The 24,557-nt window shown below is 66.6% G+C and carries 27 protein-coding genes and 1 tRNA gene; 10 read left to right on the top strand and 18 right to left on the bottom strand.

The window, feature by feature from the left end; all coding sequences use genetic code 11:
* Positions 1 to 14: 14 nt before the first annotated feature.
* Entirely contained in the window at positions 15 to 791 is a 777-nt protein-coding gene (locus G6N32_RS04945) for a methyltransferase family protein (RefSeq protein WP_232077494.1), read from the bottom strand.
* 113 nt (positions 792 to 904) lie between these two features.
* Between G6N32_RS04945 and G6N32_RS04940 the strand changes: the two genes are divergently transcribed.
* A complete protein-coding gene (locus G6N32_RS04940; protein WP_115317023.1) occupies positions 905 to 1,657 on the top strand; it encodes an O-methyltransferase in 753 nt (250 codons plus the stop codon).
* Between the two features lie 15 nt (positions 1,658 to 1,672).
* Here G6N32_RS04940 and G6N32_RS04935 read toward each other — a convergent pair whose 3' ends face one another.
* Positions 1,673 to 2,854: a histidine phosphatase family protein gene (locus G6N32_RS04935; RefSeq protein WP_163789128.1), complete on the bottom strand. Its 1,182-nt coding sequence runs from the start codon at positions 2,852 to 2,854 to the stop codon at positions 1,673 to 1,675.
* Between the two features lie 185 nt (positions 2,855 to 3,039).
* On the opposite strand from G6N32_RS04935, the gene G6N32_RS04930 reads away from it, so the two are divergent.
* Positions 3,040 to 3,582, top strand: coding sequence for a hypothetical protein (locus G6N32_RS04930; protein WP_115318825.1), 543 nt, complete (start codon positions 3,040 to 3,042; stop codon positions 3,580 to 3,582).
* 135 nt (positions 3,583 to 3,717) lie between these two features.
* On the opposite strand, the gene G6N32_RS04925 is transcribed toward G6N32_RS04930, so the two are convergent.
* Positions 3,718 to 4,938, bottom strand: coding sequence for a cytochrome P450 (locus tag G6N32_RS04925; RefSeq protein WP_115317027.1), 1,221 nt, complete (start codon positions 4,936 to 4,938; stop codon positions 3,718 to 3,720).
* Between the two features lie 164 nt (positions 4,939 to 5,102).
* Here G6N32_RS04925 and G6N32_RS04920 point away from each other — a divergent pair, with 164 nt between their 5' ends.
* Positions 5,103 to 5,654, top strand: a complete 552-nt coding sequence (locus G6N32_RS04920; protein WP_115317028.1) for a TetR/AcrR family transcriptional regulator — start codon at positions 5,103 to 5,105, stop codon at positions 5,652 to 5,654.
* Positions 5,655 to 5,682: 28 nt separating this feature from the next.
* Here the strand turns inward: G6N32_RS04920 and G6N32_RS04915 are convergent, their stop codons facing one another.
* Positions 5,683 to 6,471: a bestrophin-like domain gene (locus tag G6N32_RS04915; protein ID WP_115318826.1), complete on the bottom strand. Its 789-nt coding sequence runs from the start codon at positions 6,469 to 6,471 to the stop codon at positions 5,683 to 5,685.
* A gap of 197 nt (positions 6,472 to 6,668) precedes the next feature.
* Here G6N32_RS04915 and G6N32_RS29085 point away from each other — a divergent pair, with 197 nt between their 5' ends.
* Together G6N32_RS29085 and G6N32_RS04910 are read left to right on the top strand one after the other, a co-directional pair.
* Positions 6,669 to 6,803, top strand: coding sequence for a hypothetical protein (locus G6N32_RS29085; protein WP_264028800.1), 135 nt, complete (start codon positions 6,669 to 6,671; stop codon positions 6,801 to 6,803).
* A gap of 4 nt (positions 6,804 to 6,807) precedes the next feature.
* Positions 6,808 to 7,461 (top strand): glycine-rich domain-containing protein, encoded by a 654-nt coding sequence (locus tag G6N32_RS04910; RefSeq protein WP_115317030.1) that lies wholly within the window; start codon positions 6,808 to 6,810, stop codon positions 7,459 to 7,461.
* Here the strand turns inward: G6N32_RS04910 and G6N32_RS04905 are convergent.
* Both G6N32_RS04905 and treS read right to left on the bottom strand, forming a co-directional pair.
* On the bottom strand, positions 7,444 to 7,971 hold the full coding sequence (locus G6N32_RS04905) for a GNAT family N-acetyltransferase (protein WP_115317032.1): 528 nt from the start codon (positions 7,969 to 7,971) through the stop codon (positions 7,444 to 7,446). The genes G6N32_RS04910 and G6N32_RS04905 overlap by 18 nt on opposite strands.
* A gap of 70 nt (positions 7,972 to 8,041) precedes the next feature.
* Entirely contained in the window at positions 8,042 to 10,306 is a 2,265-nt protein-coding gene (gene treS, locus G6N32_RS04900; protein ID WP_115317034.1) for a maltose alpha-D-glucosyltransferase, read from the bottom strand.
* Between the two features lie 122 nt (positions 10,307 to 10,428).
* On the opposite strand from treS, the gene G6N32_RS04895 reads away from it, so the two are divergent.
* Positions 10,429 to 10,851 (top strand): PPOX class F420-dependent oxidoreductase, encoded by a 423-nt coding sequence (locus G6N32_RS04895; RefSeq protein ID WP_115317036.1) that lies wholly within the window; start codon positions 10,429 to 10,431, stop codon positions 10,849 to 10,851.
* Here the strand turns inward: G6N32_RS04895 and G6N32_RS04890 are convergent, their stop codons facing one another.
* The 7 genes from G6N32_RS04890 to G6N32_RS04860 all read right to left on the bottom strand — a co-directional run bounded on the left by G6N32_RS04890 (position 10,852) and on the right by G6N32_RS04860 (position 17,101).
* Positions 10,852 to 11,262: a DUF5313 domain-containing protein gene (locus G6N32_RS04890; protein WP_264028799.1), complete on the bottom strand. Its 411-nt coding sequence runs from the start codon at positions 11,260 to 11,262 to the stop codon at positions 10,852 to 10,854.
* Positions 11,263 to 11,319: 57 nt separating this feature from the next.
* The gene (locus G6N32_RS04885; RefSeq protein ID WP_115317040.1) at positions 11,320 to 12,609 is read right to left on the bottom strand and encodes a sensor domain-containing diguanylate cyclase; all 1,290 of its coding nucleotides are present in this window, start codon (positions 12,607 to 12,609) and stop codon (positions 11,320 to 11,322) included.
* 234 nt (positions 12,610 to 12,843) lie between these two features.
* Positions 12,844 to 12,916: transfer RNA gene (locus G6N32_RS04880), tRNA-Ala, on the bottom strand.
* 51 nt (positions 12,917 to 12,967) lie between these two features.
* Entirely contained in the window at positions 12,968 to 14,062 is a 1,095-nt protein-coding gene (sepX, locus tag G6N32_RS04875) for a divisome protein SepX/GlpR (protein WP_115317042.1), read from the bottom strand.
* Between the two features lie 146 nt (positions 14,063 to 14,208).
* A complete protein-coding gene (locus G6N32_RS04870) occupies positions 14,209 to 14,862 on the bottom strand; it encodes a GNAT family N-acetyltransferase (RefSeq protein WP_115317044.1) in 654 nt (217 codons plus the stop codon).
* A 14-nt stretch (positions 14,863 to 14,876) separates the two neighbouring features.
* Complete coding sequence (gene glp, locus G6N32_RS04865; protein WP_115317046.1) at positions 14,877 to 16,130, bottom strand: molybdotransferase-like divisome protein Glp; 1,254 nt, start codon at positions 16,128 to 16,130, stop codon at positions 14,877 to 14,879.
* A 50-nt stretch (positions 16,131 to 16,180) separates the two neighbouring features.
* Positions 16,181 to 17,101, bottom strand: a complete 921-nt coding sequence (locus G6N32_RS04860) for a UTP--glucose-1-phosphate uridylyltransferase (RefSeq protein WP_115317048.1) — start codon at positions 17,099 to 17,101, stop codon at positions 16,181 to 16,183.
* A gap of 45 nt (positions 17,102 to 17,146) precedes the next feature.
* Between G6N32_RS04860 and G6N32_RS04855 the strand changes: the two genes are divergently transcribed.
* The gene (locus G6N32_RS04855; RefSeq protein ID WP_232077492.1) at positions 17,147 to 17,770 is read left to right on the top strand and encodes a 5-formyltetrahydrofolate cyclo-ligase; all 624 of its coding nucleotides are present in this window, start codon (positions 17,147 to 17,149) and stop codon (positions 17,768 to 17,770) included.
* A 169-nt stretch (positions 17,771 to 17,939) separates the two neighbouring features.
* Positions 17,940 to 18,260 (top strand): FmdB family zinc ribbon protein, encoded by a 321-nt coding sequence (locus G6N32_RS04850; RefSeq protein WP_115317051.1) that lies wholly within the window; start codon positions 17,940 to 17,942, stop codon positions 18,258 to 18,260.
* Positions 18,261 to 18,297: 37 nt separating this feature from the next.
* Here G6N32_RS04850 and G6N32_RS04845 read toward each other — a convergent pair whose 3' ends face one another.
* Positions 18,298 to 19,461 carry a sensor domain-containing phosphodiesterase gene (locus G6N32_RS04845; RefSeq protein ID WP_163789126.1) on the bottom strand — a complete coding sequence of 388 codons (1,164 nt, stop codon included), beginning with the start codon at positions 19,459 to 19,461 and terminating at the stop codon, positions 18,298 to 18,300.
* A gap of 187 nt (positions 19,462 to 19,648) precedes the next feature.
* Here G6N32_RS04845 and G6N32_RS04840 point away from each other — a divergent pair, with 187 nt between their 5' ends.
* Complete coding sequence (locus tag G6N32_RS04840) at positions 19,649 to 20,302, top strand: SAF domain-containing protein (protein ID WP_115317055.1); 654 nt, start codon at positions 19,649 to 19,651, stop codon at positions 20,300 to 20,302.
* 1 nt (position 20,303) lies between these two features.
* Here the strand turns inward: G6N32_RS04840 and G6N32_RS04835 are convergent, their stop codons facing one another.
* On the bottom strand, positions 20,304 to 20,525 hold the full coding sequence (locus tag G6N32_RS04835; protein WP_115317057.1) for a hypothetical protein: 222 nt from the start codon (positions 20,523 to 20,525) through the stop codon (positions 20,304 to 20,306).
* A gap of 109 nt (positions 20,526 to 20,634) precedes the next feature.
* On the opposite strand from G6N32_RS04835, the gene mscL reads away from it, so the two are divergent.
* Positions 20,635 to 21,090 carry a large-conductance mechanosensitive channel protein MscL gene (gene mscL / locus G6N32_RS04830; RefSeq protein ID WP_115317059.1) on the top strand — a complete coding sequence of 152 codons (456 nt, stop codon included), beginning with the start codon at positions 20,635 to 20,637 and terminating at the stop codon, positions 21,088 to 21,090.
* Positions 21,091 to 21,153: 63 nt separating this feature from the next.
* Here the strand turns inward: mscL and G6N32_RS04825 are convergent, their stop codons facing one another.
* The 3 genes from G6N32_RS04825 to G6N32_RS04815 all read right to left on the bottom strand — a co-directional run bounded on the left by G6N32_RS04825 (position 21,154) and on the right by G6N32_RS04815 (position 24,496).
* Positions 21,154 to 21,792, bottom strand: a complete 639-nt coding sequence (locus G6N32_RS04825; protein WP_036341019.1) for a porin MspA — start codon at positions 21,790 to 21,792, stop codon at positions 21,154 to 21,156.
* 680 nt (positions 21,793 to 22,472) lie between these two features.
* Positions 22,473 to 23,027 carry a MogA/MoaB family molybdenum cofactor biosynthesis protein gene (locus G6N32_RS04820; RefSeq protein WP_115318827.1) on the bottom strand — a complete coding sequence of 185 codons (555 nt, stop codon included), beginning with the start codon at positions 23,025 to 23,027 and terminating at the stop codon, positions 22,473 to 22,475.
* A gap of 23 nt (positions 23,028 to 23,050) precedes the next feature.
* A complete protein-coding gene (locus tag G6N32_RS04815) occupies positions 23,051 to 24,496 on the bottom strand; it encodes a S1C family serine protease (protein ID WP_115317061.1) in 1,446 nt (481 codons plus the stop codon).
* Positions 24,497 to 24,557: the final 61 nt, after the last annotated feature.

Here is a 24,557-nt window from a genome sequence, read left to right as displayed (position 1 = left end):
GTCCGTCCTTAGGTTCAGCCCTGCCTTCTGCTGATACGTATACGACCAGCAGGAGGTTCACAACGCCTCCCCGAACGGCCTCGCAACCTACCTGGCCACGGTAACCAATAGGGCACTCCCCGCGCATAGTTGTCGAACTCGGCACCGAACACGCGACGGAAGCGAGCCTCCTTGAACAGCGGCCCTACCAGGCAATATGTGGTGAATACCAGGGCCAGAACCAGCTGATCGGGAGTCCAGGTCGGCACCGTCCAGACCGTCAGCGCGAACGCGACGTAGATCGGCTGTCTGGTGAGCCGGAAAAGACCGGTCGTGGGCATTTTCGGGAAGACCAGCTTGCGGTCCCGCAGTAGGGCGACCCAGCCCAGGCTGCCGGTTTGCAGTGACAGGCCGGCGTCGACCATCGACTTCCCCAGCAGGATCCAGGCGAACGCGTACAGCGCGACGACCATGGTCAACGCCGATCCGTGCGCCTGCCACCAGATCGTTCCGCTCGGCGTCCACAGCGCGAAGAGGGCGATCAGCTGGAGCGAGCCCGCGATGACATAGGTCGTCGGCGCCAGCGTGGCACCGGTGCCCCGCGGCGCCAGCTTGGCGAGGACTGTCCGGCCGCGGCCGGTGAGCAGCAGTGAGTGGATGACCGGGAATTGAAGAAGAAGGGCGGCGTTGGCGACCCAGCTCCATGGGGCCGGCACCCTGCCGAGCGAGCGGCTCATGCCGAAGTACATCGCGACGACCATCGAACCGACGGCCACGACAAACAGCGCATGACAAACGACGCCGTAGCTCACGGCCAGGACTGTCCGGCCGCCGCCTTTGCGGGCGACGGGCGACGATATTGCCCGCACACACACCTCTCGCAAGCGCGTCACTGGCACCCGCGAGCACAACGTAGCGTGAGTCCATGAATCTTCGCCAGCGTTTGCCACTGCTGCGATGGTCGGTGCTGCGCACCGGCATCGGAATCCGGAACTTCAACAGGACGGGCCAGATCGGCGACGGCCGGGAGGCCGCGGCGGCCGACTATGTCGAGGCCAACGCCCGTCGCGGCGACATCGACAGCGTGCTGGCCACCATCGACGAGTACGCCTACGCGAAGTCGTTTCTGGTCAACATCGGCGACGAGAAGGGCGCGCTGCTCGATGCCGCGGTGCGCCGTGCCGATCCCCGACTGGCGCTGGAATTGGGCACCTACTGCGGGTACGGCGCGTTGCGGATCGCGCGAGCAGCCCCGTCGGCGCGGGTGTACTCCGTCGAACTCGCAGCGGCGAATGCCGCAGTGGCCCGGCGAATCTGGGCGCACGCAGGTGTGGCAGACCGCGTCACCTGCGTGGTCGGAACGGTCGGCGATGGCGGTCGCACGCTCGACACGCTGCATGACGAGCACGGATTCGACTCAGGCACAGTCGATTTCCTGTTCATCGACCATGACAAGAACGCTTACCTGGCGGACTTGCTCAGCATCGTCGAGCGGGGCTGGCTACGCAGCGGGGCCGTCGTCGTCGCCGACAACGTGGGCTTCCCCGGCTCCCCGAAGTACCGGGCCTTCATGCACGACCACGAGGGCGACGGCTGGACCACGGTGGAACACCGCACGCACATGGAGTACCAGAAACTCGTGCCCGATCTGGTGCTCGAGTCGCAGTATCGCCGCTGAGCGCGAAACCGTCTGTCAGGCAGCCGCTTTGTGTGCGGACCGCCGGCTGGAGCCGGTGCCCTTCTTGGCTCCCCCGTCTGCCTTGCCACTGCCCGCGCCCTGGCCGGACGCAGTGGCCTTCGACGCGGCCTTGCGACTGGAACCGGCGTTGACCTTGCCCGGTTCCGCCTTGCCCGATTCCGCCGTGACAGCCGCCGCGGCGGGCGACTTCACCTTGGCGGCAAGAGGACTGACGACCGGGCTCGCCGAGGCGGGCAACGCCCCGCGGATCGCCTGCGCGATATCGGTGACGGAGTTCTTGACGAAGTCGACGCCTGCCTTGGCGACGAGGGCGACGCCGTCGCGCACGGCCGCCACCACCTTGCTGATATCGCCGGTCTTGACGGCCTGGACGACGTCGTAGACCGCCGTCTGCGGCGCCACGATCAGGCTGCGCGTATTGACGAACAGCTTGCCTGCGAGCGACGGATTCTGGCTGACGACAACACCATCCCAGCTCTGCAGCGTCCAGCCGTCCTCCGGGTTGCCGGTCACGACCACGACAGCGGTGTTGCCCAGCGGATGCGTGAGCATCAGCATGACGTCGGGATTGTCGACGTTCATCATCGTCCAGACCATGATCGTGGCACCGTGCGAGAAGATCACCGGCTTGGTGTCACCATTGGCGATCACCGAGGCGATCGCACCGTTGACCCGGGACTCGAAGCCGTTGCCGTTCTCGCCGAGCGGGATGGGCAGGCTCCGCAGGCCCAGGGTCCACGCCACCGGGATCAGGAAGTAGCCGATGCGGCCGAGCCCGCTGTCGATCGGCGATCCCTCGAAGATGCCGGCGCTGATCTCCCGGAAGCCACCCTCCTGGATCGGGGTGAGCCCGGTCTCCGTCGCGAGCGGGGCTGCCGTCTCGTGGGTCCGGATCATGTCGGAGACGTAGATGCTGTCGTAGCCGCCGTCTTTGAGCTGCTGGGCGATGGCTTCGGCCTGCTGTTCGCCGAGCTCGGTGAGATGCGGGCCGGGCACCTTGGTGTCGATACCGGCTCCGGCGACGTTGCCGTACGACTCGCCGTGCCGCACCCAGGTCAGGGTGATCGAGTCGGCGGCCCAGGCGGGCAGCGCCGACATCACGAAGAACGCGACCGCCGAGACGATCGTCGCCAGTGCTTTCAGTACCCGATGCCCAACGCCTGCCTGATTTCGCATCCCGAACTCCATCTGATCCCCGACAGTGATATGCGCTCGCACCCTACCGACTGTGCGCCCGGTCACAGTACACAATCGCGAATCTGTCTACAAGCAACCGTGCGGGTCTCGGCAAACTAACGATCGCGTGCCGAGTCGGCATCGGCGGTCGCCCGCCCCGCATCGGCATGGTGTCGTGGAAGTCGATGTCTTCTTCTGCGATCCGCGCCGCAGGCGCTGCGGCCGCTGCGGCATGCGCCGCTGCGCTGATGACCGCCCTGCCGCACGCCGCCGCCACCCCGGGCTTCGACACGTACGGCTACCTCGACTCGACGGCTCGCTGTCCAGGCGCCGCGGTGCTGTTCGGCAGTACGGACAGCTCCCGGGTGGCGATCTGCAAGACGACCGGCGGATACGAGTACCGCGGCGTGCGGGTCCGCGACGGCGCCAAGCTGGTCCTGTCCGCTTCCAGTTCCGGCGACGGCTCCTACAGCGCGGTGAACGACGGCATCACCTACACCGTGAATTCGAGTGCGCTGGTGGTCAGCTCAGGAACGACAGTGGTGCGCAAGGAATCGTGGGTGGACTTTCACGGCCCCCAGACATCGACTTCGACATCGACATCGGCCGCGCCGTCCACATCGTCGTCACCGACGACGTCGTCGACCCCCACCAGCAGCACACCCACGTCGACGACGCCGTTGCCGCCACCACTGCCCGCCGAGGTCGGCGGCAGCGGTCACCACTGACCCCGTAGCGCCGACGCCACACTCCGCACGCCCCGGTCCGCCGCTGTGACCACGCCGACCGCGTCCGCGGGCGCACGTACTACGGTTCGGGCGAGCAGACCTACGTCGAACAGTATGCGGCTGTGCAGCTTTGAGCTACCTGAAGGACAATTGGAGCTTCTCGAGACGCCGCACCAGAAGGCTCGGCAGCCACCGTCCGACCTCGGCGGCATCGACGGTCGCGGTGCGCTCCAGTAGCTCGCCGATGACGATCTGAGCCTCCAACCGAGCCAGGGCCGCGCCGACACAGAAGTGCGCGCCCTTGCCAAAGGTGATGTGCCCCTTGCCTGCCGGCCGATCGAGCCGGAACTCGGCGGGATCGTCGAAATGCGACGGGTCCCGGTTGGCGGCGCCCCACAACAGCAACAGTCGTGATCCCGCTTCGAGTTCGACGCCGAACAATTCTGTGTCGTGGACGACGTGGCGGTAGTGCCCGCGGAACGGCGGCTCGAAGCGGAGCACTTCCTCCAGGAACGCCCCGAGCTGGTCGGGACTATTGCGGAGCCGGCGCTGCACGTCCGGCCGGGTGGCGAGAAGGTAAGCGGCAGAGCCGATCAGCGACGCGGTGGATTCACCTCCGGCGCTGAACAGCGTGATCATCATCGCCAGCGCGGCAATGTCACCGAGGTCGCCGGCCGCACATTCGGCGGCCAGATCACCCAACAAGTTGCCACGGGGCTCGGCCGCAGCCTGGCCGAATTGGTCGGCGATATACGTACTGAGCTCCATCACGGCGACGCCGGCGGACTCCATCTGAGCGGGAGTGACCAGGCCTTCGACCACCTGGGTGGCCGAGTATCCCCACTGGATGATCCTGTCGATGTCCGCGTCGGGCACCCCGATGATCCGGCCGACGATCATCATCGGCAACCGATTGGCCATCGCGCTCATCCACTCGATGCCGTCGTCGTCGGCATTCGTCTCCCACAGCGTCCCTGCGGTGTCGACGATGAACGCTTCGGACGCGCGGATGCGTTTCGCGGCCAGTTGAGGTAGCAACAACTTTCGGTGCAGGGAATGCACTGGCTCGTCCGCGGTCGCCAATGCCTGCATGTCGCCGCCGAGTTCGCCGATCGGGAACGCGGTGACGGTGTGGGGAGGCTCGTACATCATCGTGGCGGTCAGGTTCGAGGAGAAGTCATCGGGACGAGTAACCGCCTCGTTGACGGCAGCCCAGCTGCTCACGGCGTAGAAGCCCGAGTCCCCGATCGGGTGGACGTCACCGGTCTGATGCATGCGTGCGTACAGCGGGTGCGGGTCCTGGATGTACTGATCCTCGAAGAGCGCCAGCCCGAGACCCGTGTCCGCCGATGTCATGCCTTCACGCTGAGCGGTGGGCAGCCGCCACGTCAATCGCGAGAGGACAAGTCGATACCGACCCTGCGCTCTGCGCGATACCAGCGTCTCAACACAACGGCTTGAACAGCGCTCATACCCGATTCGGGCAAGCATGTCGTCTCATAGCTGAGAAGATGTCTGCCATGTCTCGCAACGACTGGGTCCTGGGCGGCGACCGCGCCACGGCGGCGGCAGAGCGCATCTACACCGCCGCGACCGAGCTCGTCATCCGCGACGGGCTGGACGCGTTGGACATCGACACCGTGGCCGCGAGAGTGCACTGTTCGCGGGCCACGGTGTACCGCCACGCCGGCGGCAAGGCCCAGATCCGCGACGCGGTGTTGATGCGCCTGGCGGCGGGCATCATCGACACCGTTCGGAATTCCGTGGCGGAGCTCACCGGTGCGGAACGGGTGATCACCGCAATCACCGTGGCGCTCCAGCAGATTCGATCAGACCCGCTGCGGCGACTGATGTTCAGCGCCGGCAGTCCACCGGACCTGAGGGAGTTGCATTCCTCGCCCATGCTCGCCCATCTCGCCGCCGAACTCACCGGTATCACCGACGACGACCCGCAGGCCGCGCAGTGGATTGTGCGGGTTGTCGTGTCGTTGGCCTACTCGCCGATCGCGAGTGTGCGGCAGGAGCGTGCGGTGTTGGAGCGCTTCGTGGCACCGGCATTCGCGACGCGGTGATCGGTTCCACGCAACAAGCCGGGAGCCATCACTGTGTGGTGGTGAGAACCGAGACAACCTCGTACAGCGGGTCCGGCGATGTGGAGATGCCACCGATGAACGGATGGGAAAGCTCGAGGATGAGGAAGAGATTGGTCGCCACGATGAGGCCGACGATCGCCACCATCGGATAGTGCATCCCGGCCTTCTCCACCCCGTAGATGATCACAGTGCCGAGAACCATCGCGCTGGTGAGGAAGATGACCGCCCACAACGGCCACGGCGGACCGGTGTCTTCGCGTGCGGTGAGCAGGCGGACGGTGCGGGCCTGACTTACCTTGTCCAAGTTGGCGTATGAACTCGACAGGAGAGCCTTCTGACTGTCGGTCGTCGCGGTCACCTGATGGTAGGCCGCGGACACCTTCGCCAGAGCGGCGTCGGCCTCCGGCGACCGGGCGCTGCGGTCGCTGTTCCACTCCGCGATGGCGGCGTTCTCGTAGTCGAGCAGGCTCTGCCGGATCCGATCGGCGTCGGCTTTGTCGAAAACCCCTAGATCCCTGGCCATTTCGATAGCTGCAGAACCCTCGGCCCGGGCGTTGGCGTCGGCGGTGGAGATCTGTCCCCACATCGACGAGACGATGAAACCGATGAAGAACGCATAGATGAAGCCGATGAAGCTATAGGTGAACTTGGTGACGTCATTGTGCTCGTCACGGGTCAGGGCCGGGAACAGGCGTCGCACGCCCGCGGCGAGCAGCATCCCTCCCCCGCCGATCACGACGATCAGGAGGACAAGAAGCGGGCCCGGCGGGATGTGACTGACGATCCACCCACTCATCGGCAACTCCCCCACCGGTTGTGCAAGACAGGATCCTTCGACTCTAGGGCCTCGGTGCCACGGGTCAGCCGATCGGTGGACAGTCGCATCAGCCCGAATACAGCCCGATCAGCGGACTGCCGGAGTCGAGCCGGCACGGGATAGTGAGTTCACCCCGGATGGCGAAGGGCCGCCCGGACGAGACAGGGAGACATCCGATGAGCACCGTGAAAGCCACCACCGAGACCGTGTACGTCGGCCGGCTCACCGTCACCAGCGACCGCGGACGCGGCGCCGACAAGGCGGGCATCCGGGGCCGCGACGGCATGCTCTGCTTCGCCCGCGCCCGCTAGCCCCGTGACGCTCGACGCCCGGCTGCACCAGGCGTTGGCCTATCCCGCGCCTTTCGTGATCGAGCGACTGGTCAAGGATCGGGTCGCCGATACCGCCGAGGCGGCCGAACTGCTTTTCACCGAGGCCAAGAAGTACCTGGTGCTCTGTGAGGCAACTCCGGAGATGTCGTTCGGCATGCCGTCGGCGATGGTCGACCAGGCGTGGCACGCCTTCATCCTGTTCACGACCGAGTACACCGACTTCGGGCACCGGTTCTTCGGTCGCTATGTGCACCACTCGCCGGTGGTCGACTATGACCCGGCGGCGCAACCACAGTCGAACATCGGCTCCTTCAACGACTTCCAGGGCCGCTATCAGGAGTTGTTCGGTGAGCCGCTGCCGGCCATCTGGTACGACGACACCAGCGTCACCCCATCGCGACGCGTCCTGCGCGAGGACTTCCTGCACATCGACGCCGATGACGAGACGGTCGCCGTGATCGACGACAGCGGGGAGACGGTTCTGCAGGTCAACTCCCTGGCGAGGGAAGCTCTCGACTTCATCGCGGGCACCGGGGATTTCTATGTACGCGAACTGCCGGGCGGTCTGACCGACGAGGAGAAGGTGGGCCTGATCGAGGCGCTCGTACGGTCTCGCGTGCTACGGCTGGCTCCCTGAATTCTCGAGCAGGGTGCCGTAACTCGACTTGCGCACAGGCGTGTCGCCGAAGACGTCGAATCGCTCGCGTCCATCGGCGGTCCAGCCGGCCCGTTCGTAGAAGCGCCGCGCGTCGTCGTTCGCCGAAAGTACCCACAGGAACGCGCGTCGGTGCCCGGCGGTCCGCAAGCGGTCGCAGCCCGCGGCCAGCAGCGCACGGCCGATCCCGGCACCCCAGCTCTGCGGGTCGACGTAGAGCGCCCACACCTCACCGCTGTCGGGCATGTCGTCGTCGCGCGATCGTCCGATTGTGACGTGGCCGCATATCGCGCCGTGATCGACCGCCACCAGGGTGTAGGGACCGCGGAGCTCCATGGCATCCAGAGCGAACCGCTTCACCCGCTCCTCGGGGTCCAACGCGTCCAGGTAACTCTGCGCGACGAGACCCCGATAACCCGCACGCCAGGACCTCACATGGACCTGCGCGAGCTCCATCGCGTCATCGGGGACGGCTTCTCGGATTTCAGCCACCCCGGCAGTATCACTCAGCCTCCTCGCGGAGCGGGCTGGTCGCGCGAAAGACGTTACGCGCCAGGCCAACTCAGGCCGACACGTCGTCGTCGGCAGGTTCCACTTCGACCAGCAGCGCCATCCCGTGATGCGGAATCATCTCGACCGCGAAGCTGTGCAGATCGTCGACGACCGCAATCTGCGCCCCGGTGAACATGTCGCGCACGGTCGCGCCCGGCGGCAGAGTCTTGGATCGGACAGTGCCTGCGATGTCCTCGTTGGCGAAGTTCAACACGGTCAGCTGATACTGCTCGGGTGCGTCGAGCTGGTGCACCATCACCAGCATGCCGCGATGCGACACCTCGGGAATGTCGACCTGGCGGCTGGTCGCGATGCCATAGTGCGCCCGCACCCGCAGTATCGCCTGCAATTGGCGAAGGAAGCTGGTGTCGTCGGCGAGCTGGTCCGGAATCGATCCGTACAGGCTTCGGCCACGCGGCATTCCGGCGTTCGACTTCGTCGCTGCCGGGTTGACGCCCATCAGGTCGTGCGCCGCACGGTGGATCCAGCGGGTGTCACCACCGTGCATCAGGTCGGCGACCTGGGCTGACGGCAACGTGAGCATGCCGCAAAGGTCCCAGCCGGACAGCGCGAACACCCCGGGCTGAAGGGCGTTGAACATGGCCAGCAGCAGGTGCGCCCGGCGGATGCGGTCGATGTCGCCGTCGATGTCGTCGAGGTCGCGGTATCCCAGCGTCGCGGCGATCACTGTCGCTGTGGTGCAAGCGATTCCGTTCGTCGTGAATACGCGGTTGTACGGTGCGGCCGGTCCGGTGAGCGCCTCGGTGAGGTCGGCGCGCACCCGTTCGCCGAGCGCCTCGCCGGTGATCTCATGGCCTTTGTAGGTATAGATATCGTCCTTGTGGCCGTTGGACCAGTGCACCAGCTCGTAGGTCAGCTCGTCGTGGTTCTGCAGCGCGTGCACCAGCGATGCCGGGTCCACGCCGAGTTCGATGGCTGTCCGCAGCGTCAGGCGCAGAAACTCGGTGTCGGCGGTCGCCAGCGCGTGGTGGTACGCGGGCCGGTTGACGAAGTCGTAGGACAGATCGGCGCCGGTGCCGCTGGTCTCCTTGATGTCGTCGATGGTCAGGTTCAGTTCCTGGAAGGTGAAACCGCCCAGCTTGCGCACCATGCTTCCGATGAACTGATTGGCCGCCTGCGAAAGCGGGTGGCCTTCCGACCATCCCACGCCGTCGTCGCCGGAGGTCTTCTCGGCGCCGAGGAAGCCGTTGGCGTCGAGACGCAACCCACCGGAACCGAGATCGGTCAGTGAGTGCAGCGCGTCGCCGATGACGAGGCGCATCCCGGCGAACGACGGGTCGAGCCAGTTGATCGAGGGCTGACCCTCCTTGAAGTAGTGCAGATACACCCATCGCCGCTCGACGCCGTCGATGCCGACCACGGGGCGGGTGACGCTCCAGTTGGTCTCCTTGATGCCCTCGGCATAGAAGATCACGCGCTGCAGCCGCCCGATGATGTAGCCGGCCTTGTCGAGCCATTCCTCCGTCGCGGCGTCGACGTTGACCGAGTCCCGGCCGTGCGGAACGTCGGGCAGGTGCTCCCAGTCCAGCGGATCGATGTCGATCATGTGGTAGATGCCGGGATAGTCGGCGTACTTCATCTCGGCGAGCCGGAAATCCGCGCCCTTGCCGGTGTGTCCGGGCACGATGTCGTCGAGAATCGTGCCGCCGTACCAGTTCGCGGTGCCGCACATCTGGCGGAACTCGTCCTCGGTGCCGAACGCCGGGTCGATCTGGGTGCTGATCCGGTCGAAGTGGCCGTCGACGCTGGGTGTCAGCTGCCAGCCGGCGATGCCACCGGCGCGTTTGACGGGCCCGGTGTGGATTCCCTCGATGCCGATCTCGGCGAATGCCTTCCACATCGCTTCATCGGCCATGGCCTTGAGGAACGACTCCTCGGGCCGGGTGATGAGCGACAGCGGGTACGCGGTGAACCAGACCGACGCGGCGTCGACGGCACTGCGTGGGCTCGGCGTGGCATACGGGTTCTGCCACATCGAACCCTGGCCGGAGAATTGCTGGCTGATCTCATTGGCGTCGGCGAGCATCGACTGTGACAGCAGCCACGACACGTAGGCCTGATTGTCCGCGGTCGGCGAGCCGTCCTGGGCAATCGACCTGCGTACGAATGGGTTTCGCACCCGCGGACGGAACCGCAACGTTCGAGGTCGGGCGGGGTGCAGATGCTCGTCGTAGGTGATCTCGGCAGGCGCATTGCCGGTTTCACCCTCGTCGGGCGGTCCATCGTCGGGCATGGACTCCACCGTCTGCGACATGAGACTCCTGACTTTGTCTTGCTTCAACCTTGCCTGCCAAACCCGACGACGCGCCACTCGAGTATTGCCACCGGCGGTAGGGGTCGAAACGCTTCGCGGGTCATGCGCCTAGCCTCGACGGTATGGACGAACTCTCCGACGACGTGGCCGCGTTCCTGTCCGCGGGCACCCGAACGGCGAAACTGGCTTATGTCGCGGCAGACGGCAGGCCGCTCGTTGCCCCGGTGTGGTTCATCATCGACGGTGGCCAGCTCGTGTTCAACACCGGAAAGGCGACCGCCAAAGGCCGTGCGCTGAGCCGCGACCCGCGGGTCGCGATCTGCGTCGACGACCAGGGTCCGCCGTTCTCCTTCGTTCAGGTTCAAGGCACCGCGTCGCTCAGCGAGGATCCCGACGAACTGCTCGATCTCGCGACCCGTATCGCGGCCCGCTACATGGGCCCCGAGCGCGCCGAAGAATTCGGCAGGCGCAACGGCGTGCCCGGTGAATTGGTCGTCCGGGTGAACCCGACGAAGGTGATCAAGGCCTTCGACGTCGCCGACTGATCAGAAGAACGGATTGCTGTTCTTCTGGTGCTCGGCGTCCTGCGGGCGCGGACCGAATCGTGCGATGTAATCCTCTTCGATGCGCGCGTTCTTCTGCCGCTTGATCACGTCGACCAGGTTCGGGTCCAGGCCGTGCACGGCCAGCCGATGACGCCGCCAAACCTTGTTCAGCGCAAGCGAAATCGCCAGCGTCCACAGATAGAGCGGCACCGTCATCTCGGCGTGCACGTAGACAGAGTTGTTCTCCACCGGCAGCAGCCAGAACGGCGCCAGGAGGAAGAACGGCGGGATCGCCGCTTTGAGCATGAACCGCTTGACGGCGCCGGGGCCTGCGAGATCGTTCGCGACCCATTCCCGCATGGAATCGGGCAGGCGTCGGAACCCGTACGAGTACATGATGAGTTGGCCCAAATTGGGCCGATCGGCGGACGTGGCATCCTCCTCGGGTAGCGGTTTCCTACCCGCAGCCTACTCGCCGTCGCGCGCGACAATTTCGGTTGAGCTGAGGCGTTGATCACCCTGTCGGTGCCGTGCTTTGTGCCGGTACATGTCGACATCCGCGTCGCGGATGAGCTCGGCGGCGTCCGCGGTCCGGCTGCTTGCCCACCCCACCGATGCCGCGAGCGTCACCTCCCCGTCCTCGACCGGATACGTGCCGCTGACCGCAGCCCCCACGTCCTGCGCCAATTGCTCGACGACAGGCGCGCTGACGTCGTCGACGACCACGACGACGAACTCGTCGCCGCCGAGACGATAGACCGCATTGGGCGACACGACCGCCTCGGCAAGCCGTCGAGCGGCGGCTTCCAGGACGGCATCGCCCGCGGCGTGGCCGTGCGAATCGTTGACCGTCTTGAACCCGTCGAGGTCGATGAACAACACCGCCACCCAGTCGCCGGGATGAGCGGTGCGATGCTCGGCGATCCGAGCGACCAGCGAGTGCCGGTTCTGCAGACCGGTGAGCGGATCCGTCACGGCGCGGTGGGCCAGTTCGACTTCTATGCCCTTGCGGGCGGTGACGTCCTGAAGCTGGGCGATCACGACGTCGGCACCGCCGTGAGCGCCGGGGGCCAGCACCGCGGCGCGATGCACCCAGATGATGGCGCCGTCGCTGCGGACATAACGAACCTCGGTGGCGATCTGATCTGCCGCGCCGGATAGCAGCTCGCGCCAATCCTGTTCCGCCACAGCGAAATCGTCGGGGTGGACGCCGTCGTAGTAGTGCAGAGCTGCCGCATCGTGGGGCTGGATGCCGAGCAACTCGCGCAGGGCGGAGTTGATGTAGAGCGCCCGCCCGTCGGTGGTGAACACCGCTTTCCCGAACGGCGCGTTGTCCATGCTGATCTCGAACAACCGCTGAGCGTCGTCGCGGGACCGCTCGGCCTCGACCCGCGCGGTCACATCGGCCACCTGCACATACAACCCGCGCACCTGCCCGTCCACCAGATCCGGCAGGTAGGAGGCCTGGACATGGCGGGTGATGCCGTTGTGGTCGGTCAGCGTCTTCTCGAATATCTGGTCCTCGCCCGCCATCGCGGCGTAGACGTACGGCAGGCTCGCTTCGCCGAGATCCCCGACGAGCAAATCGGTGATGTGCATGCCCCGGATCTCGGCGGGAGTCAGACCGAAGAACTGCCGGTGGGCGTCGTTGGCGACCACATTGCGCAGATCGCCGTCCCAGTACCCCACCATGGCCGGAAGTTTGTCGATGAGCCGCCGCAGTCGATGCTCGTCACCGAGCGCACCGGCGTCCGACATGACCTATCCCTCCGGCAATCAACGCGCAATCCCAGCAAAGGATTCTTCGTCAGCGGTCCCCGACCTCAAACAGGCTACGGCCAACATCGGCGGAGGCGCGAGATTTCGGGGACTTCGGCATCGGAACCGTCTGTCGCCGGGCCGATCCCGCGCGTACCGACGTCGCAATTCGCGCCACTGCGGGCGGCCTCGGAAGGCCAGCCAGAGACTACGCCCTGAACTGGTCAAACTCTGTGGAGCTAAGGGGAATCGAACCCCTGACCTTCTCGATGCGAACGAGACGCGCTACCAACTGCGCTATAGCCCCTTGGTCGCTAGCAGGCTACCAGTCGCAGCCCGCCTAGTTGAAACCGGAGACCTACTGGCCTGCCGCCCGCGGCAGGTCGAAGTGCCGCGCGAACGCGACCTCGTCGAGGTGCTCGAAGATCGGATCCTCGTCGTCGATGTCCAGCACCGCGGCGCCGGGACGGCGCAACCGGGACGGCACGACGTCGAATTCGCGGTCCTGGGTGTTCTCGACTCCGAGCCGTGAGCGTGCCATCCGCTGCTGGCGACGCCGACGCACCTGCTCCTCGATCCTGGTCTGACGGCGCAGATAGCCGAGGTACAGCACCGTCACGGCAGCGGCCGCGCCGGTGACCCACCACAGATCCGAGCTGACGGTGAAGGACAGCACGGCTGTGACGACCATGACCGCAGCCATCGCCATCAGCATCCGCTTGCGGAAGCGGTACTTGCGGGCGCTGACCGCCGCGGCCGTCGTGGACTCCGACCGACGCGGCCGGCCCGCCCTCGGCGTCACGGTCGTCGCCGGCTCGTCCTCGGCTTCCAGACCGGACGTGTCCTCGACGTATTCGTATTCGTCCTCGGTGCCGTCCTGCGGCTGATCCTCGGTGACCGCCTGGAACTGATCGGTGTCGTCGCCGGCGGGCTCGGCGTCGGCCTGCTCATCCTGGGCTTCGTCGCTGGTCTCGTCGCTGGTCTCGTCGCTGGTCTCGTCGACCTCTGCCACGGGCTCGGCCACCACCGGCGCCGGGGCTTCGTCGAACAGGCTCGGCTGGACCTGGGCGCTGCGCGCGGTGCCTCCGACCGGCAGCGCGCCGGAATCCTCGTCGACCACGTCCACGTCGAGGTAATCCGACTCGGCCTCCTCGGCGACGGCGGCCACCACGACAACCGTGCGGGTCCGCGACGGCGTCACCTCGTCGTCGGAGTCCAGCTCGTCGAGCTGGTCCTCTTCGGGCTGCCAGTCCGGGTCGTGCCGATGACCGGCCGAGGGGCCGCTGCGCTTGAATCGGCGGGACTTCTCGGCACCGTTGAGCACCCGGGTGGCAAGCGCGACGTCGCTGGTCCGACGGACGTTGTCGCGCTTGCTGATGAGCATCGGGACCAACACGAACAACCACAGCACCACAAGCGAAATCCAGAGCAATGATTGGGGGATGCTTGGCATGTTGGCCTGCTCCTTTCGCGTCCAGGCTAGGTCCGTGACCCTGGCAACCCGGGACGGCGCGCCGGAGTCAATTACACACTTGTAATTTGCCCTTGACAAGCACCAACAGCCACAAATGTCACATTAGTAACAAGTCGCCTCAGCAATCACGCCCACTTCGCCAGCCCGCGGTGCACCAGCCGGCCCACCACCGAGCCCTCGACCTCTTCCACCGTCATCCCCACCAGCAGATGGTCGCGCCACGCGCCGTCGACATCGAGGTACCGCTCCAGCAGGCCCTCCTCACGGAAGCCGACCTTGGCCAACACCGCCCGGCTCGCCGCATTCTCCGGGCGCACGGTCGCCTCCACCCGATGCAGACCGACCGGCCCGAAACAGTGGTCGAGCCCCAGCGCAAGCGCACCCGTGGCCACCCCCGCGCCGGTGACGGCACTGGACACCCAGTAGCCGATCCAGGCTGAGCGCAACGCCCCGTGGGTCACGTTGCCGATCGTGAGCTGACCGCTGAACTGGCCGTCGAGTTCGATCACATACGGCAGCATCCGACCCTTGCGCGCCTCCGCCCGGAGGCCCGAACACACCGGCGGCCAGGACGAAACTGCATGTCGCACAGTCCAATCCACCTCGGCAGTCGGCTCCCACGGCTCGAGATAGCGTCGGTCCGCCAGGCGTATGCGGCTCCACATCGCGGCGTCGCGCATTCGCACCGGACGCAACCGGATGACCCCTGCGGTGACCCGCAACGGACCGACGGAAGCGGGCCAGCCCGGGTGCAGGGAACTGTTACGCCACAAATTCACTCATGCTCCGCGGTTCAGCCTCGTTGAGCAAGGAAGGCGACATCGACGACCTCGCCGGTTCTGACCTGATCCAGCTCGGTGGGCACCACGACCAAGCAGTTGGCCTCGGCCAGCGTCGCCAAGAGATGCGACGACGCACCCGGGGCGCCGCCGAGCGCCTGCACCAGATACTCACCGGTGTCCTGATCGCGCATCAGCTGTCCCCGAAGGAAGCCCTTCCGTCCGGGCACCGACGAAATCGGCGACAACGCCCGGGCCTGCACGACACGCCGGAGCGACTGCCGCTTGCCCAGCGAGAGCCGAATCAGCGGGCGGACCATGACCTCGAAAACCACCAGCGCGCTGACCGGGTTCGCCGGCAACAGGAACGTCGGGACCCGTTCGCGCCCCAGCTGACCGAAGCCCTGCACCGACCCGGGATGCATGGCGATTCGGGTGACCTCCATCTCGCCGAGCTTGGACAGCACCGCGCGCACACCTTCGGCCGCAGCCCCGCCGACCGCACCCGCGATCACGACCACCTCGGCTCGGTTGAGCTGACCCTCGACGGCCTCGCGCAGCGACTTCGGATCGGTGCTGACGATGCCGACCCGGTTCACCTCGGCGCCGGCATCGCGCGCCGCGGCGGCGATCGCATAGGAGTTGACGTCGTAGACCTGACCATTACCGGGCGTCCGGGAGATGTCGACCAACTCGCCGCCCACGCTCATCACGGTCACCCGGGGACGCGGATGCACCAGCACCCGTTCGCGGCCGACCGCGGCAAGCAATCCCACCTGCGCGGCGCCGATCGTCGCGCCGGCGCGCACCGCGACGTCACCGGGCTGCACGTCGTCACCCGCCCGCCGGACATAGGCGCCCGACCGGACCCCGCGCAGCACCCGCACTCGCGCCTGACCGCCGTCGGTCCAGCGCAACGGCAACACGGCATCGGCCAGCGTCGGCATCGGCGCACCGGTCTGCACCCGGGCGGCTTGTTTGGGCTGCAGCCGGCTCGGAGTGCGCGCACCCGCCTCGATCACGCCCATCACCGGCAGGCTGACCTCGGCGCCCTGCTCGTCATCGGAATCGGCGCCCAGACCCTGAACGTCCACACTGCGGACCGCATACCCGTCGATGGCGGCCTGGTCGAAGCCCGGCAAAGGATGTTCGGTGATCACTTCCTCGGCGCACATCAGGCCCTGCGCCTCGGCGATCGGCACGCGCACCGGGCGCGGGGCCACCGCAGCGGCCGCCACTCTGGCCTGCTGTTCCTCTACCGAACGCACCGCGCGCCTTTCTGCCTCGAGCTTGTCCTCGCGCGGGCCCGCCGGGGCTTCTACTGTTCGGTCTTGTCAGCCAGGCCCAGGCGTGCCGTCAACCATCGCCGCAAATCCGGGCCATAGTCGTCACGATCCAAGGCAAAGTCAACCGCAGCCTTCAGGTAGCCGCCGGGATTTCCCAAGTCGTGTCGAGAGCCGCGGTGCACCACGACATGCACCGGGTGCCCCTCCTTGATCAGCAACTCGATGGCGTCGGTCAGCTGGATCTCGCCGCCGACACCGCGGTCGACACGGCGCAGCGCGTCGAAGATGGCCCGGTCCAACAGATAGCGGCCGGCCGCGGCATACAGCGACGGCGCGTCCTCGGCCTTCGGCTTCTCCACCATGCCCTTGACCCGCATCACGTTCGGGTTTGCCGCATCGGGGACCGGCTCGACGTCGAACACGCCGTAGGCGCTGACCTCGTCCTCGGACACCTCGATGGCGCACAGGACCGTGCCGCCGCGCTTGGCCCGCACCTTCGCCATGGTCTCGAGCACACCCGTCGGCAGCACCAGGTCGTCGGGCAGCAGCACCGAGACCGCGTCCTCGTCCGGGGACAGCACCGCCTCCACACAGCCGACCGCGTGGCCAAGACCCAGCGGCTCGTGCTGCACCACCGACTCGACCTTGATCAGTGCCGGGGCGCGTCGCACCTTCTCCAGCATCGCCTTCTTGCCGCGAGCCTCCAGCGTGCCTTCCAGCACCAGATCCTCGACGAAGTGGGCGACCACGCTGTCTTTGCCTTCAGAGGTGACGATCACCAGCCGCTCGGCGCCCGCCTCCGCGGCCTCCTCGGCGACGAGTTCGATACCGGGCGTGTCGACGACAGGCAACAATTCCTTGGGCACAGTCTTGGTGGCGGGCAGGAATCGCGTTCCCAATCCGGCCGCGGGGACGATCGCTGTGCGTGGAATCGGGACCTCTGGCGGCCTCATCGTTCACACCCTAACGGCAACATGTTGGTCCTTCACTCTGGCGCAATGCAGTTGCGCGCTGACATGGTGGACGGCGTGCTCGCCGGTACTAAAGCCCAACACCGGGCTGCCCTGTTGGCGGCGCGCCGGGAAGTGCCCTACGAGGTGCGGGCGGCAGAGGCACTGGCGCTGTGTGCGCACCTCGAAGAGTTCGTCGGCCGGGACGACACGGTGTGCGCTTACCTCCCGGTGGGCACCGAGCCGGGTTCGCCGCAGCTGGTGGACCGGCTGCGCGAACTGTGCGCCCGAGTGCTGTTGCCGGTGACGCGCACCGGCGCCGGCGGCGAACCCTTGGCCCTGCTCTGGGGCGTCTACGTGCCCGGCGAGCTGGTCGCCGCGCGATACGGGCTGCGCGAGCCCGCCGGGCCGGTGCTGCCGAGCTCGGCCCTGGGCGAGGCGGACCTCGTTCTGGTGCCGGCTCTGGCGGTGGACCGCCGAGGGGTGCGGCTGGGTCGCGGCGGTGGCTTCTACGACCGCTCGCTGCCGTTGTGCCAACCCACCGCCAAGCTGGTCGCGGTGGTCCGCGACCTGGAGCTGGTGGACGAACTGCCCAGCGAACCTCATGACATTCGGATGACCCATGTCCTCACCCCCAAACACGGTCTTTCTGCGCTGGCCAACCCAGCGTGAGGCCACTCGGCATACCATGCACCCGGACGCTCCCCCTCGAAGGGTTTTTTCCCCATTTCGTCGCGGCGCACCCCCGGCGCGGCTTGGGGGAATGATACGTGCCACGTGGCGGTTCTAGCACTTGGCACGGTAGAGTGCTAACAGACCAAGTCTCGTTCCGGAGGTTCAAGTGCCGACCTACAGCTACGCGTGTACCGAGTGCGACAACCGCTTCGACGCGGTGCAGGCGTTCACTGATGACGCGCTGACCACCTGCCCCGAGTGCTCCGGTCGGCTGCGCAAGCTGTTCAACTCGGTGGGCGTGGTCTTCAAGGGCAGCGGCTTCTACCGCACGGACAGTCGCGAAGCAGGCAAGAGCAGCAAGTCGGAGTCGTCCTCATCCTCGTCGTCGTCTTCGGAGAAGTCGACGAGCTCCAGCGATTCCTCGAGTTCGTCCAGCTCGTCCAGTTCGTCGGCGTCCTCCGCGCCGGCCGCCGCGGCATCGAGCTGACACCGAGTTTCATTGCAGCGCGTCGGTTTTCGCGCGCTCAGGACGCCATCCCCGCCGAATTGGGGTTGTCCCCGAATTCGACTGTGAACCCGACCAATTCACTGCTCTCGTCCTTGACGGGCCGGATGTGAACCTGCCCCACCGACCCGTCGGCCGCCTTCTCGTCGAACGCCGGGAAGGGCTCGTCGAGCAGGTCCGAAGCGCGGAGTTCGGCCATGGTGTCCGGAGTGACCCCGATCAGATCCCAGATGTGACGTCCGGCGACGTCTCCCCCGTCGGAGTCCAACGTCTTGTCGAACGCCGTGCTGGATGCGACGACAGTGCCTGCCGGATCCATGAACGCGACGGCGACGTCCGGGGCGTAGCTCTCGGACAGCCGGTGGGCGCGCAATTCCAGGGACATCGGCACCGACAGATTCTTGGCGGCCTGCGCGGAAGCCATCTGCGCCAACGCATCTGGCACCTGCCTGGCCGGCATCGGTCGTCCGAACAGATAGCCCTGTGCCAGCTTGCAGCCCATGGTCCGCAACAGCTCGGCCTGCCCGGGCGTCTCGACCCCCTCCGCCACGACAGCCAGGCCCAAACTGTGACCCAGGCTCACCACCGCGTGCACGATCTTGCGGCTCTGGCGGTGTTCCTCCATCGCCGTCACGAAACTGGCGTCGATCTTCAACTTTGAGAACGGCAACGTGCTCAGCCACGTCAGACTCGAGTAGCCGGTGCCGAAGTCGTCCATCGCGATCATGCAGCCGAGGTTGATCAGGCGGTCGAGCGTGCGTCGGGGCTGGGTCAGATCGTCGATGAACCCCGACTCGGTCACTTCAATGTGCACGCGGCTCAACGGAAATGACGAATCCATCGCCGCTTTGGCGATTCTGGTCGCCAGCTCGGGGTTGCGCAGCTGGGTCGGCGAGACGTTGAAGCCGAGGAACAGATGGTGCGGCCAGTCCGCAGCGGCCGAAAATGCTGTGCGCATCTGCTGATCCAGCATGCGATCGAGCAGGCCGAACCGGTCCGCGATCGGAATGAACCGGTCGGGGGCGATGTAGCCCTCCTCCGGATCGTTCCATCGGGCGAGAACCTCGAATCCCAGGACATGGCCGTCGTCCAGGGCCACGATCGGTTGGAAGAACGGTTCCACTCCGCCGGCAGCAAGCGCCGCCAGGAGTCTGCGCGCGAGAAGCTGATCGCCGTTCACCACTGCGCCTCCTCTCCCCAGCACAGGCGCCGAACTCCAGCTGGATACGGTACAAGCAAACAACACTCAGGGCGTCCAGAAAGCACAAACACGTCCGCCTGCAAACAATGCTCCCCCCGCAGCGGAAGTTGTCAACAGGCCGGCGCGCGACGCGTAACCCTCATCGCTGCCCGCCCTTTACGGTTGCGCCATGGGCGAGTCGCTCAACCCCACACTGCCGAGCCGGATCCGGCACATGCTCCGCCCCGACTTCACCCGCACGGTCGTGGCGCGCCGGGCCGTGGCCGGTGCGCTGGTCGTTCTCGCCGGCCTTGCCGCGCTGCGGCCCGACCCCGACCATGATCGAACCGACGTGGTGGTCGCAGCGCATGACCTCAGCCCGGGGCTGACTTTGGACGCCGACGCTGTAAAGGTGGAGAAGCATTCTGCCGCAACGGTTCCCGATGGTTCCCTGACGAAAGTCGACGACGTGATCGGGGCAACCCTGGCCGGACCGGCGCGACGGGGCGAGGTGCTCACCGACGTCAGGGTGCTCGGCTCACGATTGACCGGTCTCAGCGCCGGGCCCGACGCCCGGGTGGTCCCGCTGCATCTTGCCGACGCGGCGGTGCTCGACGTGATCCGTCCTGGCGACGTTGTCGACGTCATGGGCGCCGCGGACGGGGGCGGCGACCCGAAGCCGACGCTTGCGGCCACCAACGCCGTCGTCGTGCTCGTGTCACCCAAGCAGAAGGCGGCCGGCGCCGGCGATGACCGGGTCGTGTTGGTGGCGTTGCCCGCGGCGGGCGCGCACGCCCTGGCGGCGGCAACGCTGGTTCAGACGGTCACGCTGACGATCCACTGAGCTACCCGACCGGCGGTGCGGGCACCGGGGTGGTCGGCGGCGGCTGCTGCTGGATCGCGTCCATCACCATGTCGGCGATTTCATCAGACGACGAGCCGCTCACCGGGCCGGGCGCCGGGGTGGGACTGGGCGCCGGGGTGGGACTGGGCGCCCCAGCAGCGATACCGCCGCCGAGCGCGAGCGCAGCGAACGACACCGCGACCGCCAGTGCGCGCATCCCCATGGCCTTCCCCTCCGAGTACGTCTGAAGCCAAGCTAACAGGACTCCATTTCCCCTGCCTGGCAGTACTACCCTTCGAGATCTCGGGGCAGAGAGTGAAAGGGGCAATACCGTGTTGAAGGGATTCAAGGAGTTTCTCTCCCGCGGCAACATCGTCGACCTGTCGATCGCGGTGGTGATCGGCACCGCGTTCACCGCGCTGGTCACCAAGTTCACCGAAAGCATCATCACGCCGCTGATCAGCCGGATCGGTGCCGACAAGGACACGAGCTACGGCCTCCTGCGCATCTCGATCGGCGGTGGGCAGGCCATCGACCTGAACATCCTGCTGTCGGCGTCGATCAACTTCGTCCTCGTGGCGGCCGTTGTGTATTTCTTCGTCGTCGTGCCCTACAACCGGCTCCGGAAGAAGGGCGAGGTCGAGCAGGCCGGCGATACCGAGTTGAGCCTGTTGACCGAGATTCGCGACCTGCTGGCCGACGCGAGCGGAACACCGAAGAAGACCACCGGCCCGGGCACCGGCCCGAGCCCCGACACCGCAGAGATGACGAGCGCCGACAAAGACTGACGGCGCGCGAACAAAATGGCCCCCGGCATGAGCCGGGGGCCATTTTGTTGACGTGCCAAGGAGTTAGTTCATGTTCCAGGGTTCGCCGTAGGTGGTGACGCTGTCACCGGCCTTGGAGATCAGGCGGGCGAAGGGGCGCAGCAGCACACCGCCGGCCGCGCCGGTGACGGTGCCGTGGGCGTTGGCCACCGCGACCGAGCCGTTGGGGCCCGAGACGTCGACGGAGAACGTGGCGACTTCCTGGATACCGGGGCCGTTGCCCAGGTCAGCCGAGATCGACACACCCGGGAACAGGTTCGGGGTGATCACCGAACCGAGCGGGTTGAAGCCCGTCGGGGAGATGTTGGCGTCGTCGAGCAGGATGTTGGGGGTGGTGTAGCTGAAGTTGATGCCCACGCCCAGCGACCAGGGGAAGCCCACCTGGTAGCCCAGCTCCAAGGTGCCCGCGAACTCATCGGCACCCGGGCCGACCACGCTGTAGACAGCCTTGCCGGAGTGGAACCACTCCCGAGTCAGCCGGTTGCGGTCCAACGGGAACACACCATTGAGGAAGGTGTCCCACTGCTGCACCGTCATCGTCCGGCCACCGCCGTCGACCAGACTCAGCTCATTATCCAAACCTGCGTGCGAGGTACCTGTCCCGACGAACAACGCCGCGACGGCAGCGATCATCGCCACCAGTACCCGACCGATTACCTTCATGTTCTCCCTAGCTATGTCGACGGCTGACCCGAGGGCTAACCGAGTGTATTTTCGTGCTCGGGTCACAGCATGCTGACACCGCCCACGGCGTACAGCAGTTCAATGAGAGTCCCTCACACACCGCTCTTACGCTCTGCTCATCGTTGACACGAGGAACATAACGGGATGACATCGGGGCGGCAACGCATAGCGTCGCCGTGCGCCGAACCGGTGTTTGCGCGGGGAAGTTTGCTGGAAAGAAAGCCGCGATTAACCGGGAACTGATTCCGTTGCGCGGAAACGGGCGCGAACCGGGCGCACCGGCCACCCCATCGGAACCGCCGGCCAACTTCGCGGCAGCCCCCGACCTGCCGATCACCACCTGCTGATCATCCGCCGTGGTGCGGCGGGACGTTATCCCGCAACCACTCGTCCCGGTCGTCGCGGTCGCGATCTGAGTCCGGGTCGCGCTCGTCAGAGGACTCCTGAGGCAACTCGGAACCGAAAATCTTGTTAACTGCGATTCGGTTCTCGCGCGGACTGCCCATCACAGGAACCGAAGATTGTGATAAAGATCACAATCTTGATATTTGTGCAGTTCACAGGGTGTTAACACAACGCCTCCGACCCGGGTGGCGATGCCGATAATTGACGTTACGCCGCGGTAATAGTTGTCCGCCGGCGCGCCGGGTGGAGCTTGCTTAGATCTCGAGGCTGGACAGCTCGCCGATGACATGGGTCGCCAGCGGGTTCAGCGTCGCCATACCGTCGCGGACCGCATACCGCGACCCGGCGATGTTGACGACCAGTGTGCTGCCGGAAATCCCGGCCAGACCGCGCGACAAGCCCGCGTCGGTGATTCCCGCGGACAGTCCGGAGGCGCGCAACGCCTCGGAGATGCCGAGCAGTTCACGGTCGAGGATCGTCCTGGTGGCCTCCGGCGTCACATCGCGCGGAGTCACGCCCGTACCGCCCACCGACACCACGAGGTCGACACCACCGATCACCGCGGTGTTGAGCGCGTTCCGGATCTCGACCTCGTCGGCGGACACCGCCACCACGCCGTCGACCACGAAGCCCGCCTCGGCGAGCAGCTCGGTGACCAACGGTCCGCTGTGGTCCTCCTCATCGCCGTGGGCCGTGCGGTCGTCGACGACGACGACGAGCGCGCGCCCCACCAGCTCCCCTGGCTGTTCCATGGATGTCACCGTATATCTGCCCTGCGACAGCGCGGCAGCCGCACCACCGGCTGTCATGGGATGTTCACCCACCACCCGGATCATTGGGCCGCCTTTCCGAGCGTGACCTGCACGGTGCGATCCGCGCCCGACGGGTCCTCATAGGTCAGAGTCACCTGATCGCCGGGCGCTCGTGACCGGACCGCGGCGACCAGAGCATCGGCGCTGCCGATCACCCGGTCGTCGACCTTGGTCACCACCACGCCGTTGGGCAGCCCGGCGGCCGCGGCGGCGCCGCCCTTGGTGACATCGACGATCTTCGCTCCGTGTGTCGTGGTGTCATTGCTGACCTGGACACCCAGCGACGCGTGGGTGGCCGTGCCGGTGCTGATCAGCTCGTCGGCGATCCGTTTGGCCTGGTCGACCGGGATCGCGAAGCCCAGTCCGATCGAACCGCTCTGGGCGTCGGGGGAATCGCCGCCCATCGTCGCGATCGCCGAGTTCACTCCCACGAGCTCGCCACTCATGTTCACCAGCGCACCACCGGAGTTACCCGGGTTGATCGCGGCATCGGTCTGAATGGCGTCGAGCACCGTGTTCTGGTTATTGGTGTCACCACCGGTGGCCACCGGGCGGTTCAGTGCGCTGACGATGCCGGTGGTGACCGTTCCCTCCAGGCCGAGCGGTGAACCGACCGCCACCACGTCCTGGCCGACGCGCAGGTTGGCCGACGAGCCCAGGCTGATCGGCGTCAGACCTGATATGCCTTGCGCCCGGACGACGGCGATGTCACTGGCCGGGTCGGTACCCACGACGGTGAAGGGCGCGGTGCGGCCGTCGGCGAACGTCACCGTGGTCGTCGGTGCCCCACCCGGACCCGCACTGGGGCCGCCGGACGGCGGAGCGCTCGGGCCACCGGGCGAGAGCGGGATCCCCGGCAGGCCGGGGATGGACGGCGCGCCCGGGACGGGCGCCGGCCCACCGCCCTTGGCTGCGGCGACGACGTGATTGTTGGTCAGGATGAGTCCGTCGGCGGACAGGATGATGCCCGACCCCTCCTCGGACTGACGGCCGAACTCGGTCTCCAGCTTGACGACGCTGGGAACCACCTTGGCCGCCACCTGCTCGACCGATCCCACCGGCAGGTTGGCCGCGGGCACATTGGTTCCCCCGATGGGCGAACCTCCGAGCCCGGAGCCCACCGCCTGATGGTCCGGATGTGCGAGCAGTACCACACCGCCGCCGATCCCGGCCGAGACGATCGCGATCGCGAGCGCGCCTGCCACCAATGCCCCTGCGCGCGAGCGAGGGCGCGGCGGAATCGGGGCGTAGCCCACCGCGGTCGGCGGGTTCCCTTGGCGCGCAGCCTGATACGGGTCATACGGTTGCCGGTATTGCTGCTGGTGCTGCTGGGTGGCGTAGCGCCAATCGTACGGCTGCTGATAACCGGCTGTCCTCGGCTGGGGTGAATACCCCGGCGCCGCAGGCTGATTCGACCCGGGGGGCCCGGGCTGCTGCGGCGAGGAGTACCTCGAGTGGTCGGTCATGTCGTCAGGTCGCTCTTCCTGTTCGCAAAATGCCTGAAACTGCTGACCACAGCTTGCCTTG

The sequence above is a fragment of the Mycolicibacterium aichiense genome (genome assembly GCF_010726245.1).
GTDB classification, from domain to species: domain Bacteria; phylum Actinomycetota; class Actinomycetes; order Mycobacteriales; family Mycobacteriaceae; genus Mycobacterium; species Mycobacterium aichiense.
The sequence above is the reverse complement of the archived record's forward strand: the minus strand, read 5'-3'. Positions and strand labels throughout refer to the sequence as shown.

Bases quoted from the DNA above. Each gene is read 5' to 3' on its own strand.
- G6N32_RS04940 (WP_115317023.1), top strand. From the start codon at position 905: ATGAATCTTCGCCAGCGTTTGCCACTGCTGCGATGGTCGGTGCTGCGC.
- G6N32_RS04935 (WP_163789128.1), bottom strand. From the start codon at position 2,854: ATGCGAAATCAGGCAGGCGTTGGGCATCGGGTACTGAAAGCACTGGCG.
- G6N32_RS04930 (WP_115318825.1), top strand. From the start codon at position 3,040: ATGTCTTCTTCTGCGATCCGCGCCGCAGGCGCTGCGGCCGCTGCGGCA.
- G6N32_RS04925 (WP_115317027.1), bottom strand. From the start codon at position 4,938: ATGACATCGGCGGACACGGGTCTCGGGCTGGCGCTCTTCGAGGATCAG.
- G6N32_RS04920 (WP_115317028.1), top strand. From the start codon at position 5,103: ATGTCTCGCAACGACTGGGTCCTGGGCGGCGACCGCGCCACGGCGGCG.
- G6N32_RS04915 (WP_115318826.1), bottom strand. From the start codon at position 6,471: ATGAGTGGGTGGATCGTCAGTCACATCCCGCCGGGCCCGCTTCTTGTC.
- G6N32_RS29085 (WP_264028800.1), top strand. From the start codon at position 6,669: ATGAGCACCGTGAAAGCCACCACCGAGACCGTGTACGTCGGCCGGCTC.
- treS (WP_115317034.1), bottom strand. From the start codon at position 10,306: ATGTCGCAGACGGTGGAGTCCATGCCCGACGATGGACCGCCCGACGAG.
- G6N32_RS04895 (WP_115317036.1), top strand. From the start codon at position 10,429: ATGGACGAACTCTCCGACGACGTGGCCGCGTTCCTGTCCGCGGGCACC.
- G6N32_RS04885 (WP_115317040.1), bottom strand. From the start codon at position 12,609: ATGTCGGACGCCGGTGCGCTCGGTGACGAGCATCGACTGCGGCGGCTC.
- sepX (WP_115317042.1), bottom strand. From the start codon at position 14,062: ATGCCAAGCATCCCCCAATCATTGCTCTGGATTTCGCTTGTGGTGCTG.
- G6N32_RS04860 (WP_115317048.1), bottom strand. From the start codon at position 17,101: ATGAGGCCGCCAGAGGTCCCGATTCCACGCACAGCGATCGTCCCCGCG.
- G6N32_RS04855 (WP_232077492.1), top strand. From the start codon at position 17,147: ATGCAGTTGCGCGCTGACATGGTGGACGGCGTGCTCGCCGGTACTAAA.
- G6N32_RS04840 (WP_115317055.1), top strand. From the start codon at position 19,649: ATGGGCGAGTCGCTCAACCCCACACTGCCGAGCCGGATCCGGCACATG.
- G6N32_RS04835 (WP_115317057.1), bottom strand. From the start codon at position 20,525: ATGGGGATGCGCGCACTGGCGGTCGCGGTGTCGTTCGCTGCGCTCGCG.
- G6N32_RS04825 (WP_036341019.1), bottom strand. From the start codon at position 21,792: ATGAAGGTAATCGGTCGGGTACTGGTGGCGATGATCGCTGCCGTCGCG.
- G6N32_RS04820 (WP_115318827.1), bottom strand. From the start codon at position 23,027: ATGACAGCCGGTGGTGCGGCTGCCGCGCTGTCGCAGGGCAGATATACG.
- G6N32_RS04815 (WP_115317061.1), bottom strand. From the start codon at position 24,496: ATGACCGACCACTCGAGGTACTCCTCGCCGCAGCAGCCCGGGCCCCCC.